Source organism: Micrococcus sp. LASM2_SD2, assembly GCF_057364565.1.
The window spans coordinates 1-17,497 of the sequence record NZ_JBNFOB010000021.1 but is presented as its reverse complement, the minus strand read 5'-3'; the positions used below and the strand labels follow the sequence as shown (position 1 = coordinate 17,497).

At 71.7% G+C, this 17,497-nt stretch carries 14 protein-coding genes and 1 pseudogene; 8 read left to right on the top strand and 7 right to left on the bottom strand.

Features of this window, described 5'->3' with window-relative positions:
* The 3 genes from AC2W7A_RS02590 to AC2W7A_RS02580 all read left to right on the top strand — a co-directional run.
* Positions 1–1,278, top strand: a 1,278-nt coding sequence (locus AC2W7A_RS02590; protein ID WP_485989970.1) for an adenosylhomocysteinase, incomplete at its 5' end; no start/stop codon positions are given.
* 79 nt (positions 1,279–1,357) lie between these two features.
* The gene (locus tag AC2W7A_RS02585) at positions 1,358–1,897 is read left to right on the top strand and encodes a hypothetical protein (protein ID WP_485989969.1); all 540 of its coding nucleotides are present in this window, start codon (positions 1,358–1,360) and stop codon (positions 1,895–1,897) included.
* Positions 1,857–2,846, top strand: a complete 990-nt coding sequence (locus AC2W7A_RS02580) for a TIGR01906 family membrane protein (RefSeq protein WP_485989971.1) — start codon at positions 1,857–1,859, stop codon at positions 2,844–2,846. Before AC2W7A_RS02585 ends, AC2W7A_RS02580 begins: the two co-directional genes overlap by 41 nt.
* 97 nt (positions 2,847–2,943) lie before the next feature.
* Here the strand turns inward: AC2W7A_RS02580 and AC2W7A_RS02575 are convergent, their stop codons facing one another.
* From AC2W7A_RS02575 to AC2W7A_RS02565, 3 genes are all read right to left on the bottom strand, one after another.
* On the bottom strand, positions 2,944–4,800 hold the full coding sequence (locus tag AC2W7A_RS02575) for an AMP-dependent synthetase/ligase (protein ID WP_485989968.1): 1,857 nt from the start codon (positions 4,798–4,800) through the stop codon (positions 2,944–2,946).
* Positions 4,801–4,860: 60 nt separating this feature from the next.
* Complete coding sequence (locus AC2W7A_RS02570; protein ID WP_485989967.1) at positions 4,861–6,492, bottom strand: dolichyl-phosphate-mannose--protein mannosyltransferase; 1,632 nt, start codon at positions 6,490–6,492, stop codon at positions 4,861–4,863.
* Positions 6,493–7,135: 643 nt separating this feature from the next.
* Positions 7,136–8,005 (bottom strand): hypothetical protein, encoded by an 870-nt coding sequence (locus AC2W7A_RS02565; RefSeq protein WP_485989966.1) that lies wholly within the window; start codon positions 8,003–8,005, stop codon positions 7,136–7,138.
* Positions 8,006–8,063: 58 nt separating this feature from the next.
* Between AC2W7A_RS02565 and rsmI the strand changes: the two genes are divergently transcribed.
* The 5 genes from rsmI (at position 8,064) to AC2W7A_RS02540 (ending at position 13,566) form a co-directional block, all read left to right on the top strand.
* The gene (gene rsmI, locus AC2W7A_RS02560; RefSeq protein WP_485989965.1) at positions 8,064–8,939 is read left to right on the top strand and encodes a 16S rRNA (cytidine(1402)-2'-O)-methyltransferase; all 876 of its coding nucleotides are present in this window, start codon (positions 8,064–8,066) and stop codon (positions 8,937–8,939) included.
* Positions 8,940–9,138: 199 nt separating this feature from the next.
* Complete coding sequence (locus AC2W7A_RS02555) at positions 9,139–10,620, top strand: NAD-dependent succinate-semialdehyde dehydrogenase (RefSeq protein ID WP_485989964.1); 1,482 nt, start codon at positions 9,139–9,141, stop codon at positions 10,618–10,620.
* A gap of 83 nt (positions 10,621–10,703) precedes the next feature.
* Positions 10,704–11,684: a TatD family hydrolase gene (locus AC2W7A_RS02550; protein WP_485989963.1), complete on the top strand. Its 981-nt coding sequence runs from the start codon at positions 10,704–10,706 to the stop codon at positions 11,682–11,684.
* A gap of 71 nt (positions 11,685–11,755) precedes the next feature.
* Complete coding sequence (locus tag AC2W7A_RS02545; protein WP_485989962.1) at positions 11,756–13,411, top strand: ABC transporter ATP-binding protein; 1,656 nt, start codon at positions 11,756–11,758, stop codon at positions 13,409–13,411.
* Positions 13,408–13,566 carry a hypothetical protein gene (locus AC2W7A_RS02540; protein ID WP_485989961.1) on the top strand — a complete coding sequence of 53 codons (159 nt, stop codon included), beginning with the start codon at positions 13,408–13,410 and terminating at the stop codon, positions 13,564–13,566. The genes AC2W7A_RS02545 and AC2W7A_RS02540 overlap by 4 nt, the downstream gene beginning before the upstream one ends.
* A 102-nt stretch (positions 13,567–13,668) precedes the next feature.
* Here AC2W7A_RS02540 and AC2W7A_RS02535 read toward each other — a convergent pair whose 3' ends face one another.
* The 4 genes and pseudogenes from AC2W7A_RS02535 to AC2W7A_RS02520 form a co-directional block, all read right to left on the bottom strand.
* Positions 13,669–15,387, bottom strand: coding sequence for a transglutaminase TgpA family protein (locus AC2W7A_RS02535; RefSeq protein WP_485989960.1), 1,719 nt, complete (start codon positions 15,385–15,387; stop codon positions 13,669–13,671).
* Positions 15,387–15,914 carry a hypothetical protein gene (locus AC2W7A_RS02530; RefSeq protein ID WP_485989959.1) on the bottom strand — a complete coding sequence of 176 codons (528 nt, stop codon included), beginning with the start codon at positions 15,912–15,914 and terminating at the stop codon, positions 15,387–15,389. Before AC2W7A_RS02530 ends, AC2W7A_RS02535 begins: the two co-directional genes overlap by 1 nt.
* Before the next feature lie 112 nt (positions 15,915–16,026).
* Positions 16,027–16,947 (bottom strand): DUF58 domain-containing protein, encoded by a 921-nt coding sequence (locus tag AC2W7A_RS02525; protein WP_485989958.1) that lies wholly within the window; start codon positions 16,945–16,947, stop codon positions 16,027–16,029.
* A gap of 312 nt (positions 16,948–17,259) precedes the next feature.
* A pseudogene (locus AC2W7A_RS02520) lies at positions 17,260–17,497 on the bottom strand (AAA family ATPase); the annotation flags it as partial.

The window sequence follows — 17,497 nt, the reverse complement described above, 5'->3', positions numbered from 1 at the left end:
GCCGAGGTCCGCTGGGCCTCCTGCAACATCTTCTCCACCCCAGGACGAGGCGCCGCGGCCGTCGTCGTGGGCTCCGGCACCCCGGAGGAACCGGCGGGCGTGCCGGTGTTCGCCTGGAAGAACGAGTCCCTCGAGGACTACTGGTGGACCGCCTCGCAGATCCTGACCTGGCCGGGCGCCGCCGAGGACCCGGAGCGGGGACCGAACGTGATCCTGGACGACGGCGGCGACGCCACCCTGCTGCTCCACAAGGGCGTGGAGTTCGAGGCCGCCGGCGCCGTGCCGTCCGCCACGCAGGAGGACCCGGAGGAGTACCGGATCATCCTGCAGACCCTGCGCCGTCGCCTGGCGGAGGACCCGCAGCACTGGACCCGCACCTCGAAGACCGTGCGAGGTGTGTCCGAGGAGACCACCACCGGCGTGCTGCGCCTGTACCAGCTGGCCCAGGACGGCCGCCTGCTGTTCCCGGCCATCAACGTGAACGACTCGGTCACCAAGTCCAAGTTCGACAACAAGTACGGCATCCGACACTCCCTGCCGGACGGCATCATGCGCGCCACGGACGTGCTGATCGGCGGCAAGGTGGCCGTGGTGTGCGGCTACGGCGACGTGGGCAAGGGCGCCGCCGAGGCCCTGCGCGGCCAGGGCGCCCGCGTGATCGTCACGGAGATCGACCCGATCTGCGCGCTGCAGGCCGCCATGGACGGCTACCAGGTGGCGCGCCTCGAGGACGTCGTCTCGCTCGGCGACCTGTTCGTCACCACCACCGGCGGCAAGGACATCATCATGGCCGAGCACATGGCCGCGATGAAGGACAAGGCGATCGTGGGCAACGTGGGCCACTTCGACAACGAGATCGACATGGCCGGCCTCGGCCGCCTCCCGAACGTCACCAAGACCGAGATCAAGCCGCAGGTCCACGAGTGGACGTTCGACGCCGGCCAGGACTCCGAGCGCTCGATCATCGTGCTCTCCGAGGGCCGCCTGCTGAACCTGGGCAACGCCACCGGCCACCCGAGCTTCGTGATGTCGGCGTCCTTCACCAACCAGGTGATGGCGCAGATCGAGCTGTTCGGCGGCTCCGCCGGCACGGGCGCCCTCACCGGCCAGCGCTATGAGAAGCAGGTGTACACCCTGCCGAAGATCCTGGACGAGAAGGTCGCCCGCCTGCACCTGGACGCCCTGGGCGTGGGGCTGACCGAGCTGACCAAGGTCCAGGCCGAGTACCTCGGCGTGGACGTGGCCGGCCCCTACAAGTCCGACCACTACCGCTACTGACCCCCGCCCGGAACCGACCCCTGCTGAGCCGGCGACCGCCGCTCACCGACCCGCTCCGACGTCCCCAGGAGGGATCCCCATGAGCTCCACCGCATCCGGAGGCCGCTGGCCGTTCGTCAAGAAGAAGGACGAGGAGACCGCTGCGTCCTCCGAGTTCGAGTCCGGCCTGGACTACGGCGCGTTCGCCGAGGACGAGGCGGACCAGGACCACACCGTGGCCCTGCCACGTGAGGACCGCCGGAACCGCGACGACGGCCGCCTCGCCTCACGCGGCGACCGCACCTCCGGTGCGGCATCGGGCAACGACGAGACCATGGTGCTCCCGCGCGACGGCGGCGCCCGCCGGGACGGGGACGAGACCATGGTGCTCCCGCGCGACGGTGCGCAGGACCGCGACGGCCGTCCGGCCGATGCGGACCATCAGTCCACGGCGGCACTGAGCCGCGAGGACCTCGACGACCTGCGCCGGGCGGACGCCGCGGGCCAGTCCTCCCGTGACCGGGACGTGGAGGCCTCTCGGCCGGTGGCCGCCTCGGCCCCCTGCGCCGCCGGCGCGCTCGGGCTATCCGACCGGGGTGATGGACACCGTGGACGAGCACGACGGCCAGGACGGCCGTGAGGTCCGCGCCGAGCGCGACGGCCGTGAGGTCCGTGCCGAGCGTCCGTGGGCGACGTCCACCGCGCAGGACGAGCCGTACTCCCAGGACCAGCTGCAGGAGCGCGGCGCCTATGACCGCGGCGGGGCGCACGCGCCGATGGCGTTCGCCGGCGCCGGGGGAGTGGCCACGCAGGCGTTCTCCCGGACCCAGCGCGATCCGGACGGCCGGCTGCCCGGCGCGGGCCCGCGCATCGCGCAGACGCTGCTGGCGATCCTCGCGCCGATCGTGCTGCTGATCGGCGTGGTCCGCCTGGTGGCCTCGCCGGTGTTCCTGTGGCTGGAGTACCACCGCCCGGGCTTCCCGGCGGACCAGTACGGCTTCACCACGGAGGACCGCCTGCACTACGGCTCGGCGGGCGTGGACTTCCTGTTCAACCTCTCCGGCGGCCGCTACCTGCAGCAGCTGCAGGCGGACGGTGCCCCGGTGTTCACGGACGCCGAGGTCTCGCACATGGTGGACGTCAAGTGGGTCATGCTCATCACCATGGCCGCAGGCGTCGTGCTGGCCGTGGTCTGCGCCCTGCTGATCGCCTACCTGCTGAAGAACTCGGCCGGCGGAGTGCGCCGGGCCCTGTTCGCCGGTGCGCTGTGGTTCACCGTGGCGGTGCTGGTGCTGGCCGTGCTCGGCGTGCTCGGCTGGGAGGCCCTGTTCGCCGGCTTCCACCAGCTGTTCTTCGCGGACGGCACCTGGACCTTCGCCGCCAACGACGGCCTGATCCGCCTGTACCCGGGCCAGTTCTGGATCGACGCGGCCATCGCGATCGCGGTGCTGTCCCTGCTGGCCGCACTGATCACGCTGATCGCCACCGCCCCCACCCGTCGCCGCCGCGAGGCCGCATGGGACCGTCGCCTGCAGATGGAGGCGACCCGCGGCCGCTGGTACCGCGAGGACAACGCCGAGGTCGCCTGACCCGGGACATCGCCCGGCACGGCATCAGGCCCCTGCACCGATCACGGTGCAGGGGCCTGATGCGTGTCCGCCGCGGTGCGGCGGCGCTCCGGTCGGCTCACTTCTTCGTCCGCGGCCCGTAGAGGGACTCCACGTCCTTCTGGAAGTCCTCCATGACGGTGTTCCGCTTGAGCTTCATGGACTGGGTCACGTGGCCGGAGGACTCGGAGAGCTCATGGTCCAGGATGACGAACCGGCGGATGGACTCGGCGCGGGAGACGCCCTCGTTGATCCTGTCCACGGCCTCCTGGACGGCGGCGCGGACCTGCTCGTCCTCGGCTGCCTCGGACAGGGAGAGCGCGGGGCGGCCGCGGTCCTGGCACCAGGTCTTCAGCTCCTCCTCGTCCAGCGTGACGAGCGCGCCCACGTAGGGGCGGTTCTCGCCGACCACCACCACGTGGTTGACCAGGCGGTGGCGGCGCAGCCCCTCCTCCATGGGGGTGGGGTACACGTTCTTGCCGCCGGCGGTGACGATGAGCTCCTTCTTGCGTCCCACGATGGACAGGTAGCCGTCCTCGTCGAGCGTGCCGAGGTCCCCGGTGTGGAAGAAGCCCTCCGCGTCGAAGCTCTCGGCGGTGGCCTCCTCGTTGTTCCAGTAGCCCTTGAACACGATGGGGCCCTTGACGAGCACCTCGGAGTCCTCGGCGATGCGCACGGTGGTGCCGCAGACCGGCAGTCCCACGGTGCCCAGGCGGACGGCGCCGGGGATGTTCACGGTGGCCGGGGCGGTGGTCTCGGTGAGACCGTAGCCCTCCATGACCGGCAGGCCGGCGCCACGGAAGAAGTGGGCGAGCTCCGGGTCCAGAGTGGATGCGCCGGACACCGAGTACCGCACCGATCCGCCGAGGGCGGCACGCAGCTTCGCGAAGACGAGGCGGTCGAACACGGCGCGCTTCGCCTTGAGGGCCAGGGAGGGGCCGGCGCCGCGGCCCTGCTGGGCGTCCTCCACGGCCTGCGAGTAGGCGATCGCGGTGGCGCGGGCGGCGTCGAAGACCTTCTCGTTGCCCGCGTTCTTGGCCTTGGTGGCCACGCCGGACTCGAGCTTCTCGAAGACGCGCGGCACGGCCAGCAGCCAGTTCGGGCGGAAGGAGGCGAGGTCACGGGTCAGGGTGCCCATGGAGGAGGCGTGGGCGATCTGGATGCGGCCGACCAGGCAGATGACCTGCACGGCGTGGGCGAGCACGTGCGCCAGCGGCAGGAACATCAGCGTGCGGGAGTCGTGCCCGGACTGCTTCCAGGCCACCACCTCATGGGCGAAGGCGAGGACGTTCAGGCCGCCCACCGCGAAGTTGCGGTGGGTGATCATGGCGCCCTTCGGCTTGCCGGTGGTGCCGGAGGTGTAGACCAGGGAGGCGACGTCGTCCATGCCGGCCAGCGAACGGGCCGCCTCGAGCGCGGCGTCGTCCACCTCCCGGCCGTGCGCGGTGAGCTCGTCCAGGCCGGCCCCGGAGACGTGGAACGTGAAGACCTCGACGCCGCCCTCCTCGGCGGCGCGCCGGGCGGTGCGCTCGTGGGAGCCGCTGCCGCAGGCCACCACCGTGGCGCCCGAGTCCGTCAGGATGTGCTGCACCTGGTGGGCCGAGGAGGTCTCGTAGATGGGCACGGAGATCGCGCCGGCGAACCAGACGGCCTGGTCCAGGACGGCCCACTCGTAGCTGGTGGGGGCGAACAGGGCCACGCGGTCGCCCGGCTTCACCCCGTGTGCGATCAGGCCGCGGGCGGCGCCGCGGACCCGGTCCAGGAAGGCGGAGAAGCTCACGTCCAGCCAGCCGCCGGCACCGTTGCGCACGGCGTAGACGGCCGCGGCGGGGTCTTCGGCGTGGGAGGACAGGACGAGGTCCGTGATGTTGCTGTCCTCCGGCAGGTCCACGGAGAGGGCGGTCGAGGTCTCGGTCAGGCTGGTCGGCTTCTGCACAGGGACAGAGCCTACAGACCCCCGGGACGATCTGTGTAGGACGGACGGCCTTGGGCCAGGTCAGATCCAGCTCGCCAGCCACATGCGCCAGCGCCAGTGCTCGTAGGGCATGACCCCTCCGGTCCAGACCGGGAGGAAGAACACGGACACGGCGAGCACGACGAGCGTGAAGGCGATGACCAGCAGGGCTCCGCCGCGCCGTCCGAGCCGTGCGCCGGGGCGCAGCAGCAGCGAGAGCGCGAGGACCACCATGAGCACCAGGAACGGCTCGTAGGCCACGGTGTAGAAGAAGAACATGGTGCGCTCCGGCCACAGGAACCAGACCACCTGGCCGGCGAGGTACACCCCGAGCAGGGCGCCGGCCCGCCAGTCCCGGCGTGCGATCCACAGCCACAGGCAGACCAGCACGGCCGCCAGTCCCGACCACCACAGGATCGGGTTGGCGATGTCCGTGATGGCGGAGGAGCATTTGACGTCCATGCCGATGCACGGGTCCTCGCCGGGCTCGCCGCCCTCGTAGAAGTAGCTGACGGGGCGGCCCATGAAGGGCCAGGTCCAGGGGCTGGAGGCGTAGTCGTGGGGGCTGGTGAGGCCCTCGTGGAAGGTCGTGGACTCCTGGTGGTAGTGGATCAGCGAGCGCAGCGCGTCCGGCAGCAGGTGCTCCCACCAGGCGCTCGGCGGGTTCTCGGCACCCCACTGGCGGTAGTAGCCGTCCGCGGAGAGGAACCAGCCGGTCCAGGAGGCCAGGTAGACGGCCAGGCCGCCGCCCACCACGGCCAGGAACGCGCCGAGTCCGTCATGGGTGACGCCGGCCCGCAGCCAGTGCCGGATCCCGGCGGTGCGCCGGGCCTCCATGTCCCAGAGCACCGTCATCAGGCCGAACACGGCCATGAAGGCCAGGCCGGAGAGCTTCACGGCGCAGCCGGCGCCCAGCAGCAGGCCGGCGAGAAGCCGCCACGGACGCCACCCGAGCAGCGGGCCGGAGGAGAGCAGCCGTCGTCGGGCGGCGGTGTCCGGGGCCGAGCGCAGCGCGGAGGCGAGACGGCGGGCCAACCGAGCCCGGCCGTCGTCGCGGTCCTTGAGCAGCGCCCAGAAGGCGGCGGCCACGAACAGGGACAGGAAGATGTCCAGCAGGCCGATGCGGGACATGATCAGGTGGTGGCCCTCGGTGGCCAGCAGCACGCCGGCCAGGGCGCCCAGGGTGAGCGAGCGGAAGAGCCGGCGCCCGATCAGCACCGTCAGCAGCACCGTGAGCGTGCCCGCCAGGGCGGAGGCGGAGCGCCAGCCGTAGCCGTTGTCCGCCCCGAACACGAGCATGCCCAGACCGATCAGCCACTTGCCCAGCGGCGGATGCACCACATAGGCCGGGTCCGGGTCCGGGGTGGCGGTGCCCTGCGCGAAGGCCTCGTCCGCGTCCTCCGGCCAGGACCGCTCGTAGCCGTAGTGCAGCAGGGACCAGGCGTCCTTGGGGTAGTAGGTCTCGTCGAAGACCAGCCGGTCCGGGAAGTCCAGGGCGGTGAATCGCATGACGCCGGCCGCCAGCGCGATCAGCAGGGGGACGATCCAGTCCCACCGGGTGACGGCGGAGGTCCGGAGCCCGAGGCGGGCGCGCAGGGCGGCCTCGGAGAACGGGTCGCCGGCGCGCGCGCCGGTCAGGGCGCGCGAGGTGGAGGCGACGGCGGTTCGAGGCACCCTGCCATGCTACGGGCCGGGACGGACGCGGCACCGGCCTCGGCGGCCCGGCGCGGCGGCTAGAGTGCGGGGGAAGGAAGAGAGTCGGACGACGACGGCACGCGCCTGGGCGTGTCGGGGCACCGGGCCCATGGGGCCGGGGAGGACGCACGATGGGGACCACGACGGCGGACCGCTCGGCCGGCGCGTGGGCGGGTCCTGGCCCTGTGCGACGCCGACGACCGGGTGGCGGAGGACTGGGTCGAGCAGGCGCACCGCGCGGTCACTGCGGAGACGCCCATGGTGGCGGGCCTGATCCGGTCATGACCCGGCCCCTCCGTCCCGACGGACCGGTCCTCAACCCCGGGATCCTCCACGGCCGGGGCGCCATGAGCGGCAACGCGGCGATCCTGCGCTCGGTGTTCGTGGAGGTCGGAGGATTCGACGAGTCCCTCCCGCCCTACGGCATGGAGGACTCGCACCTGTCCGCGCGGGTGCTGCAGGCGGGGCACCGGGATCGGTCCGGCCGGTACCTGGGCCGTCCGGCAGGCGGCGGTGCGCGCCGGCAGACTGGTGGGCCTGAGGACCTGGGTGCGCAGCGGCCGAGCGGGCGAACCGGTGTACCCGTTGCTGGACCGGCAGGGCCCCGCACGCAGCTGAAGGATCAGCCGCCGAGGGGGACGTGGCGGCGGATCGGCGCGGGCAGCCGGTCGACGGCGCCCTTGATCGTGGCCTTGTGCGGGCGGAGGCGGGCCTTGAGCCCGGCGTAGGCGTCCGTGCTGGTCTCGCGCCAGCGCAGCCGGGCGCCGCGCAGGGGGCTGCGGACCTTCACGTGGTACTTGTCCAGCAGAGGCTCGGGGACGAGCTCCTGGCCGATCCCGAAGCGCCGGGCGAATCGGGCCGCGCCCAGCTCCTTGTCCGGATAGCCGGTGAAGTGCATCACAAAGGCGTCCGAGAGCCCGTCCTCGTAGTGGTGGCCACGGGAGTTCAGCTCCCGGTGGCCGACGATGCGCACATGGTCGAGCAGGTCCTGATTGTTCAGGACCCACCACATCTGGTCCTGGTCCCCGTCGGTGAACAGGCCGTCCCGCTCGTCGTCCCACCAGGCGCGGACAGCGCCCAGGTCTGCGGTGTAGGTGTCCGCCACGATCCGCCGGCCGATCTCGTTGTTGCGGAGGAGCATCACGCCCGTGTTGATCCTGGACCAGAAGCCGTTGGGCTCGAGCGGCCCCTCCGCGATGACCAGGCTGTGGCCGTCGCGCTCGGCGGCGTCGATGAGCCGGCGGATGTTGTCCGCCTCGAAGTCCGTGAAGAAGGCGTCGTCGTCCATCCAGACGAGCCAGTCGTACATCGGCAGCAGGCGTCGGATGATGGAGACCTTGTAGCCGAACCTGTTGGTGATGTCGGTGTCGATGCCGGTCTCCACGCGGTGGTCCATGCCGTGTTCACGGGCGTAGATCGCGTGGTTCACGTAGGAGCGGAGTCGGATCTCGTCACCGCCGGAGGCGATGCAGATGCGGGGCGTCTCGGTCATGCCCCGAAGTCTTCCATACGCCGCGTGCCGCAGGCCCGGCCCGCCTAGGATGAGCGGCATGTCTGCACCTGCGCACGTCCGTGACCATGGCCGGCTGATCCTGGCGGCCACACCGATCGGCAACCTCGGCGACGCGACGGCACGCCTGCGCGAGGTCCTGGAGGGCGCGGACGTCGTGGCCGCGGAGGACACCCGGATGGCGCGGCAGCTCTGCCGGAAGCTGGGCGTCACGCCGAGGGGCCGACTGATGGCCCACCACGAGCACAACGAGGCCGCCTCGGCCCAGGGTCTGCTGGCCCTGGTGCGCGAGGGGCAGACCGTGGCGGTGGTGACGGACGCCGGCATGCCGACGGTCTCCGACCCCGGTCACCGTCTGGTGGCCGCCGCGGCCGCCGAAGGGCTGCCGGTGACATGCGTGCCGGGAGCCAGCGCCGTGACCACCGCACTGGCCCTGTCCGGACTGCCGACCGACCGGTTCGCCTTCGACGGGTTCGTCCCGCGCAAGGCGGGGGAGCGGGGCCGGGCCTTCGAGCGGATCCGGGGCGAGGAACGGACCGTGGTGTTCTTCGAGTCGCCGCAGCGGATCACGGCGTCTCTGGAGTCCCTGGTGGACGCGCTGGGCGAGGACCGTCCCGCCTGCGTGGCGCGCGAGCTGACCAAGCTCCACGAGGAGGTCGTCCGCGGAACCGCCGCCGAGCTGGCGGCCTGGGCCCGCGAGCGTGAGGCGGGCGAGGGCATCCGAGGGGAGATCGTCCTCGTCGTCGGTCCGGGAGCGAAGACCGAGGCGACGAGCCTGGCGGAGCTGGCGGCCGTCGTCGAGCAGCGGGTGGCTGCCGGCGAGCGGATGAAGCAGGCCGCAGCCGAGGTGGCGTCCGAGCACGGGGTGCGCAAGAACGAGCTGTACGACGCGGTGCTCGCGGCACGGAGGGGCTGAGGCGTGGCCGGCCGCCGCGGGGTGAGATCGAGCGGTGGACAGCCATGGGGATCAGGCCTCTCCGGTCAGTAGGATGCGCGGTAGTGGTCCCGGACGGGAGACGGCGCGGGAATGACCGCGCACCGGCCCGCGGTTGGACCTGACAGGCAAGCGGCCGCCGGACCGGCGCGCCGATGACCCCGTGTGAAAGAGGTGCACCATGACCGTGACCGCCGAGCGTGAGAAGACCCTGCTGGAGTCCGTCCCGAAGGGCCTGCTGATCGACGGGGAGTGGCGTGACGCCTCCTCCGGGAAGACCTTCGACGTGAAGGACCCGGCCACCGGCGAGGTCATCGCCTCCCTGCAGGACGGCAATTCGGATGACGCCAAGGCCGCCTTCGACGCCGCCTGCGCTGCGCAGAGGGACTGGGCCCGCACCCCGGCCAAGGAGCGCGCGGACATCCTCCGCCGCGCCTACGACATGATCAACGAGCGCGCCGAGGACTTCGCGTTGCTCATGACCCTCGAGATGGGCAAGCCGCTCGCCGAGGCCCGCGGCGAGGTCACCTACGGCAACGGCTTCCTGCGCTGGTTCTCCGAGGAGGCGGGCCGCCACTACGGCCGCACCCTGACCGTGCCCGAGGGCACCCTGCGCATGCAGGTGCACCATCGCCCGGTGGGTCCGTGCCTGCTGATCACCCCGTGGAACTTCCCTCTGGCCATGGCCACCCGCAAGGTGGGCCCCGCCGTCGCAGCCGGCTGCACCATGGTCCTCAAGGCCGCCAAGCTCACCCCGCTGACCACCCAGCTGTTCGCCCAGGTGATGCAGGAGGCCGGCCTGCCCAAGGGCGTGCTCAACGTCGTCGCGGGCTCCTCGGCCTCGTCGATCTCCGGCCCGATCCTGCAGGACCGGCGGCTGCGCAAGGTGTCCTTCACCGGTTCCACGCCGGTCGGTGTGCGCCTCATGAAGGACGCGGCGGACAACGTGCTGCGCACCTCCATGGAGCTCGGCGGCAACGCACCGCTGATCGTCTTCGAGGACGCGGACCTCGACGCCGCGGTGGAGGGCGCCTTCGCCGCCAAGATGCGCAACATGGGCGAGGCCTGCACCGCCGCCAACCGCTTCCTGGTCCACGAGGACGTGGCCGAGGAGTTCACGAAGAAGTTCGTGGCCAAGCTCGAGGCCCTCAAGCCGCTGCGCGGCACCGACCCGGACTCCACCCTCGGGCCGATCGTGGACGAGGGCGCCCGGGAGGACATCCACCAGCTGGTCCTCGACGCCGTCGAGGCCGGCGGCGAGGTGCTCACCGGCGGAGACAAGGTGGACGGTCCGGGCTACTTCTATCAGCCCACCGCCCTGAAGGTGCAGAGGGACAACCCGATCCTGAAGCAGGAGATCTTCGGCCCCGTGGCCCCGATCGTCACCTTCTCCACGGAGGAGGAGGCCATCGAGATGGCCAACGACACCGAGTACGGCCTGGCGTCCTATCTCTTCACCAAGGACTACACCCGCATGTACCGGGTCTCCGAGCAGATCGAGTTCGGCCTGGTCGGCTACAACGCCGGCGTCATCTCCAACCCGGCCGCCCCGTTCGGCGGCGTCAAGCAGTCCGGGCTGGGCCGCGAGGGCGGCGCCGAGGGCATCGAGGAGTACTCGACCGTCCAGTTCATCGGCATGGCGGACCCGTACGCGGGTAAGTGATGCGCTGACCTGCCCGGTGGGCAGGCGAGAAGGCGGCCCCCGGAGGAGACTCCGGGGGCTGTTGCCGTCCTAGAGTGGACTGCATGTCCGCTGCACAGACCACCCAGAACGCTGAGGACCACTCTGTCCCCGAGGCCTATCGTCCCGCTGCGGCGGGAGGGCGTGCCCACGGCGCAGGGCCCCGCCGTGACGAGAAGGACGAGAGGACCGGGCGGAAGCGCCGGCTCGAGTATCCGCCGGCTCCTGAGCCGCTCCCCGTGCCGGTGGTGGACAACCACACCCACCTCGATTTCCGTGACGGTCTGGTGACCGTGACGCCGTCGCAGGCCATGGACGCCGCCGAGGCCGTCGGCATCCGCGGCGCGGTCCAGGTCGGCTGCGATGTGGAGTCTGCCCGGTTCACCGTGGAGTCCATCGAGAAGGAACCGCGGCTGCTGGGCGCCGTGGCGATCCATCCGAACGACGCCTCCCGTCTGGCTGAGCGCGGCGGGCTCGACGACGCACTGGCCGAGATCGACCGGCTTGCACGCCACCCGCGGGTGCGTGCCGTGGGGGAGACCGGCCTGGACTACTTCCGCACCCGTGAAGAGCAGGGGCACCACGCCCAGCAGGAGGCGTTCCGCTGGCACATCCGCCTCGCCCGGACCCTGGGCAAGGCTCTGCAGATCCACGACCGGGACGCCCATGACGACGTGGTCCGCATCCTGCTTGAGGAGCACGCCGACGGCGGCCTTCCGGAGAAGGTCGTCTTCCACTGCTTCTCCGGCGAGGCCGACCTGGCTCGCACCTGCAACGAGCACGGCTGGTACATGTCCTTCGCCGGCCCCGTGACGTTCAAGGCGAACGACGCTCTGCGGGAGGCGCTGACGGAGGCCCGCGAGGACCTGCTCCTGGTGGAGACCGATGCCCCCTTCCTGACGCCGCACCCCTATCGCGGACGCCCCAACGCCCCCTACCTGGTCCCCTACACCCTGCGGTTCATGGCCGAGGTGCGCGGGGTGACCCTGGGGGACCTCGCCCGTGCCGTCGACGCGAACACGACCGCGGTGTACGGGCAGTTCTGACCGGCCACGTGCCTCCCGGGTGAGTGAACGCACCGTCTAGGAAGGTATCCGCACGTCTACGATGGGGGACCGTGGCACCCAAGTTCCTCACCCGACGTCTTCCCAGCGGGACCGGCTACCTCATCGACCGAGGCATGCGCATCCGCCTGGCCTTCGTGGTGGCGGGGTCCATCGGCATCGCGGCATTGGAGATGGGTGCGCTCGCGTCGGTCATGCCGTTGGTCAACCTCATGTCGTCCGGTGACACGCAGATCCCGCTCGTCAACCGAACCCTTGAGAGCTGGGGTGCCGTCACCACCGGAGAGAAGGCGTTGACGCTGTCCGGAGTGATCGTGGCCGCATTCGTCATCAAGGCGGTCCTGGTCCTCAGCTTCCGGTGGTGGACCATGGGCTTCACCAACCGGAATCTGGTGCGCACCTCGTCCCAGCTGCTCCGGTACTACCTGCGCGCGGACTACAGCCTGCACCTGAGCCGGACGGTCGGCACCCTCGTCAACAACGTGACCGGTACGTCGGCGATGGCCTACACCGGTGTGATCAACGGCAGCGTGACCCTTCTGACCGAGTCGGTCACCCTGATCGCAGTGGTCATCACCCTGGCCGTCGCCATGCCGATGACCGCTCTCGGGATGGGGCTGTACTTCATGATCGTCGGGTGGCTGCTGTCGCGATACATCCGGAGACCTGCACGGAATCTGGGATGGACCCTGGTGACCACCGGCGAGCGCTCCAATACGGCAGCGCTGCAGGGTTTGCAGAACTACAAGGACGTGAAGCTGAGGGGCAACGACTCGGCTTTCATGAACGAGTATCAGGCAGCGCGGACGGAGTCGGCGGCAGCTTCGCGCCAGAAGATGATGCTGACCATGATGCCGCGTTACGTCCTCGAGGTGGCGTTCGTCGTGGGCATCGCCGGCATGATCGGCTTCACCTTCCTCAGCGGTCAGGGGGACAATGCCTTCGCCTCGTTGGCGCTGTTGGCATTGGCCGGCTTCCGAGTCCTCCCGTCACTGACCACGGTCATGGCCACCAGCAACGAGATCCGCGCCTCCTGGCCCGCCTTCGAACGAACAGTGTCTGAGATCCAGGCGGCGCAGCCTGTCCTGCGCAGCGCGGACCAGTCCTACGAGCGGTTGGGATTCTCAGATCAGATCGAGGTCCATGACGCCAGCTTCCGCTACGAGGGGGCGGCTGCACCGGTCTTGAAGGACATCGACCTGACCATTCCCGCGGGGCACTCCTTCGCCTTCGTCGGCGGGTCGGGAGCGGGCAAGACCACCCTGGTGGACCTCATCATCGGCTTCCACCATGCCCAGGACGGCGGCGTGTTCGTGGACGGCCACGAGCTCGAGCCGAATCCCCGCGGCTGGTGGGACAACGTGGGCTTCGTGCCGCAGGCCGTCACCGTGGTCAACGGCACCGTCCTGCAGAACATCCTCCTCGACCTGGACGCGGCGGAGACCGCAGACCGTGCCGCGGTGGAGAGGGTCCTGCGGGACGCGCAGCTGGGCGACTGGCTCGACTCCCTGGAGGACGGCCTGGACACCGTGATCGGCGAGGGAGCCGTCGGCGTCTCCGGAGGTCAGCGGCAGCGCCTGGGCATCGCCCGCGCGCTCTACCGCAGCCCGAAGCTCCTCGTCCTGGACGAGGCCACCTCCGCGCTGGACAACGTGACCGAGAAGAAGATCACGACGTCATCGAGTCCCTCAAGGGGAAGATCACCGTGATCGTGGTGGCCCACCGCCTGTCCACGGTGAAGCACTGCGACCAGATCGTCCTCATGGACCAGGGACGCATCATCGGGCAGGGCACCTTCAGGGGCCTGCAGGAGACCAGCGAAGAGTTCCGCGAACTCGTTCGCCTCGGCGACCTCTCCAGCTGATCGGGGAGGCAGCACCATCGGTGCCTGGCCGGACCTGTACGTGAACGGAACCCCGCGAGCATCATGCTCGCGGGGTTCCTTCTGCTCCGCCGTCAGCGGCGATCAGTCCTTCTTCCGGTCCTTCCGTGCCTCGTCCATCGCCTCGGCGACCGCGCCGGCCGCCGCGGACACGGACTCGGGCTCCACCGGCGGTGCGCTGGTGGCCGGCGCGTACCGGGCCCACTGGGCGGCCGAACGGACGGTGTCCATGTCCGCCCGGTGCTCCGGGACCAGGGCCAGCCAGGCGGCGGCGATCTCGGACTCGGACTGGGCGGCGCCCTGCCGGACGCCGGAGCGGGCGGCGGTGTCCTTCACCTCGGCCCAGGCGGCGAGCACGCGTGCACGGTCCTGGTCCTCGCCGTCCCACGGGCCTTCGAGCCGGCGGCGACGCCGGCGCCTCCGCCACCAGGCCGGACCGAAGACCGCCGCGCCGATCAGGGCGAGCAGGAGCAGCACCCCCAGCACGATGCCGACGACGCGCAGGACCTCCGCCGCCGACGGTCCGGACTCCTCCGGCGTGGAGACGGCCTGCTCCGAGGGCTCCGGAGAGGAGGTCGGGGACGGCATCGGCGAGTCCGAGGGCGAGGGGGACGCCGGCTCGGAGGCGGACGGCGTCGCCGAGGACGGGCTCGGCGAAGCGGACGGCGATGCGGACTCGGACTCCGAGGGCTGGGCGCCTGCGCCCGCACCGGCCTCCGGGTCCGTGTAGTCCGGGGCGCCGGCGACACCGGCGGTCGGCTCGAAGGCGATCCAGCCGACGCCCTCGAAGTAGACCTCCGGCCAGGCGTGGGCGCGGTTCGTCGGGATCTCCGTCGGCTGGCCGGCACGACCGTCCTCCGGTGCGTAGCCGATCACGATGCGCGTCGGCAGGCCCTGCGACTCCGCCATCAGGGCGAAGGCCGAGGCGAAGTGTATGCAGTAGCCGGAACGCTTCTCCAGGAACTGCTCGGTCATGGACAGCCCCGAGCCGTCGTAGCCGTCGTCCACCGGCGTAGTGGTGGAGTAGTCGAACTCGTCCGAGCGCAGCCAGGCCTGAAGGGCGTTGGCCTTCTCCCAGTCCGTGCCGGCCGACCCCATGACCTCCTCCGCCTGGCGGGCGAGGTCGGAGTCGGCGAGCTCGGAGCGCTCCTGCTCGGTCAGGCGATCTGTCCCGGGCCGCTGCTGCTCGGTGCCGGCGGCCTGCTCGAGGTGGCCGGGCATGTCCTCCGGTGCGGCGGCGATCGCCGAGTCGACGAGGGTGAGGCCTCCGGAGAGCCTGGACGGCGTCGGCCGGGCGATGACGGTGTCCTGGAGCATGGGCACCCAGTCGTCCTCGGCGGCCGGGACGCGCTGGGCGCCGTTGGGCACCGGGATCCAGTCCGGGGAGAACCGGTCCAGGGTCACGGTCACCTGCTCGGTCGTCTGCGGCAGTCCCGGCTGGGGGAAGGCGATCTCACCCCGGGCGAAGGCGGCGCCGTCTTCCGGGCGTCCCAGGTGCCAGGTGGAGGCCATCGGGTCCTCGACCACACCGGTCCGCAGGTACCGGCCGCTGCCGTCCTCGGTGGTCAGGGAGATGCCGGTGGGCCCGGGTGAGCGGCGCAGGTCCTCGCCGAGGTTCACCTCGGTGCTCAGCTGCGGCCCGGCGGTCTGGCCCGAGGTCCAGCGCTGCCCCTCGGGCAGCAGGCCCGAGGTCAGCTGCGGGAGTGCGGCGCCGGCGACGAGCAGCGCGAGCAGCGCCACGCCTGCGGTGCCGGCCGTGCCGAGCGCGGCACGCGGACGCCAGGTCGGATGCGCCAGCCACATCAGCCCCATCCAGGCGGCCGCGCGAGCAGCATGGCGGGCAGCGGCGTCACTCCCGCGGTGACGACGGCGCCGATCACCACGAGCGTCAGCGCCGGGGCGCCGGCCACGGTCGCCTGCTCCAGGGAGCGGGCCAGCAGGAGAGTCAGCGCCAGGGCGAGCAGCAGCACGGCCGAGGTGCTGGCCACCACCGAGGCGGACGCGGTGATCGGCGGCGTCTCCTGGGCGATCGTCTGCCCCAGCACGACGGTCTCGGCCTGCAGGTCACGGAACGTCGCCCCAGTGGGAAGGACGCCCAGCATCAGGGTGTCCGCCCAGCCGATGCGCAGCCAAAAGACCGTGGCCACCACCGCACCGGCCAGCACGCCGAGCAGGCCGGCGGTGTCCGGGGACGCGTTGCGGTGCTCGAACCAGGCGGTCACCGGGGCCCAGGCCGCCGCGAAGGCCAGACAGGGCAGGAACGCGGCCCAGAACCAGGGCCCGGAGAACAGGGCGGCGGCGGCCTGTGCGGCCGCGCCGACCAGGACCACGGACAGCAGGCGACGGCGGCACAGCCGAGCAGCGCCCGCGGGAACGTGGGGGCGGTGTCGGCGGAGGCGGCCGTGTCCTCGGCCCGTCCGGCAGGGGTGCCTACGGCGGTCATCAGCGGTCTCCTCCCACGCTCGTCAGGACGTTCCAGCCGGCGGCACGCCAGCGGTCCGCCTCGGCGGCGGCGGTCTCGGTCACCAGGACCGACCGCCGCCGCCGCGGAGGTGCCGCGGGGGGCCGGGGGGTCGCAGCGCCCACGACGGCCAGGAGCATCACCGCGTCGCCGTCCACGGCGTCGCGGCGCAGCACCCAGCCGTCCCGGTCGTCCGAGGTCTCACCGTAGATGTCCGTCCATGCCTCCGCCGGATCGAAGCGGTCCCCGGTGTGGTCCACCACGTCCACGTGCAGGTCGGTCTGGGAACGCAGCGAGCTCTCGATCGCCGCGGCCGTGGCCACCACGGCCTCCAGCCCCTCGTCCGTGCTCACCGCATGGCCGGAGGGGGAGACGTGCTCCTGACGCTCGCCGTGGCCGAGCGTGCGGTCCACGATCAGCTGCACGGGGGCACGGTCCTCGGGCTCCTCGGCGCGCACCATCAGCTGCCCGCTGCGGGCGGTGGCACCCCAGTGCACCCGGTGGAGCGAGTCGCCGGGGGTGTGCTCGCGCAGCCCGACGTCGTCCGGTCGCTGGGTGCGCCGGTGACCGGTGGCGTCGGCCACCTGGGCCAGCAGCACTCGGTCCAGGTCCGCCGGCAGCGGCCGACGCCGCGGACCCACCGGCAGCTCGGCCTCCTGGGGGACCGAGATGCGCTGGCGCGCCGTCCACAGGCCGAACGGCCCGGTGACGCTGCAGCGGACGGCGTCCAGCTCGTAGCGTCCGCGCCAGCGGGGGAGCAGCGAGAGTGTGGAGCGGCGCAGCGGCGTCCATCCCCCGGCGCGCGCCCGGCGCCAGCAGGCGGCGGAGGCGTCGGGACCGAGGCGAGGGGCCGTCGTCGGGACGCAGGGACTCGGGGAGGTGCACCTCGAGTCCGGCTCCACCGGAGGGGGAATCCCCGCGCGTGTGCACGGCGAGGTCCAGCGGCTCGAGGCGCTGGTGCAGCCCGTGCAGGTCCTCGGTCCGTGGGGCGGCCAGGCCGATCCACGAGCGCTCCCATGCGCGCCGGGTGAGCACGAGCTCGACCAGGGTGAGGGCGAGGGCGGCCAGGACCAGGATCAGCAGGAACAGTCCCACGGCGATCGCCTCGCGGCGGCCCAGCACCGGGCCGAGCACGAGGAGCACCACGCCGAGGACCATGAGCCCCACGGCGTCGGCGCGGGGGCGGAACCGGGGCAGCCGGGTCAGCGGCGCGCTCATCGGGTGGCTCGGGCCTCGGCGCGGGAGGCGAAGGGGGCCTGGACCTGGGAGAGGACCTCGTCCACGATCCGGCGCGCCTGCGGCGAGGTGGTGTCATGACGGACGGGGCCGTCCAGCAGGAGACGGTGGGGCAGGACCACGTGGGCCACGGCGCGGACGTCGTCCGGCACCACGTAGTCGCGGCCGCTCAGTGCCGCCTCGGCGCGGGCCGCGGACATCCACTGGACCAGCGCG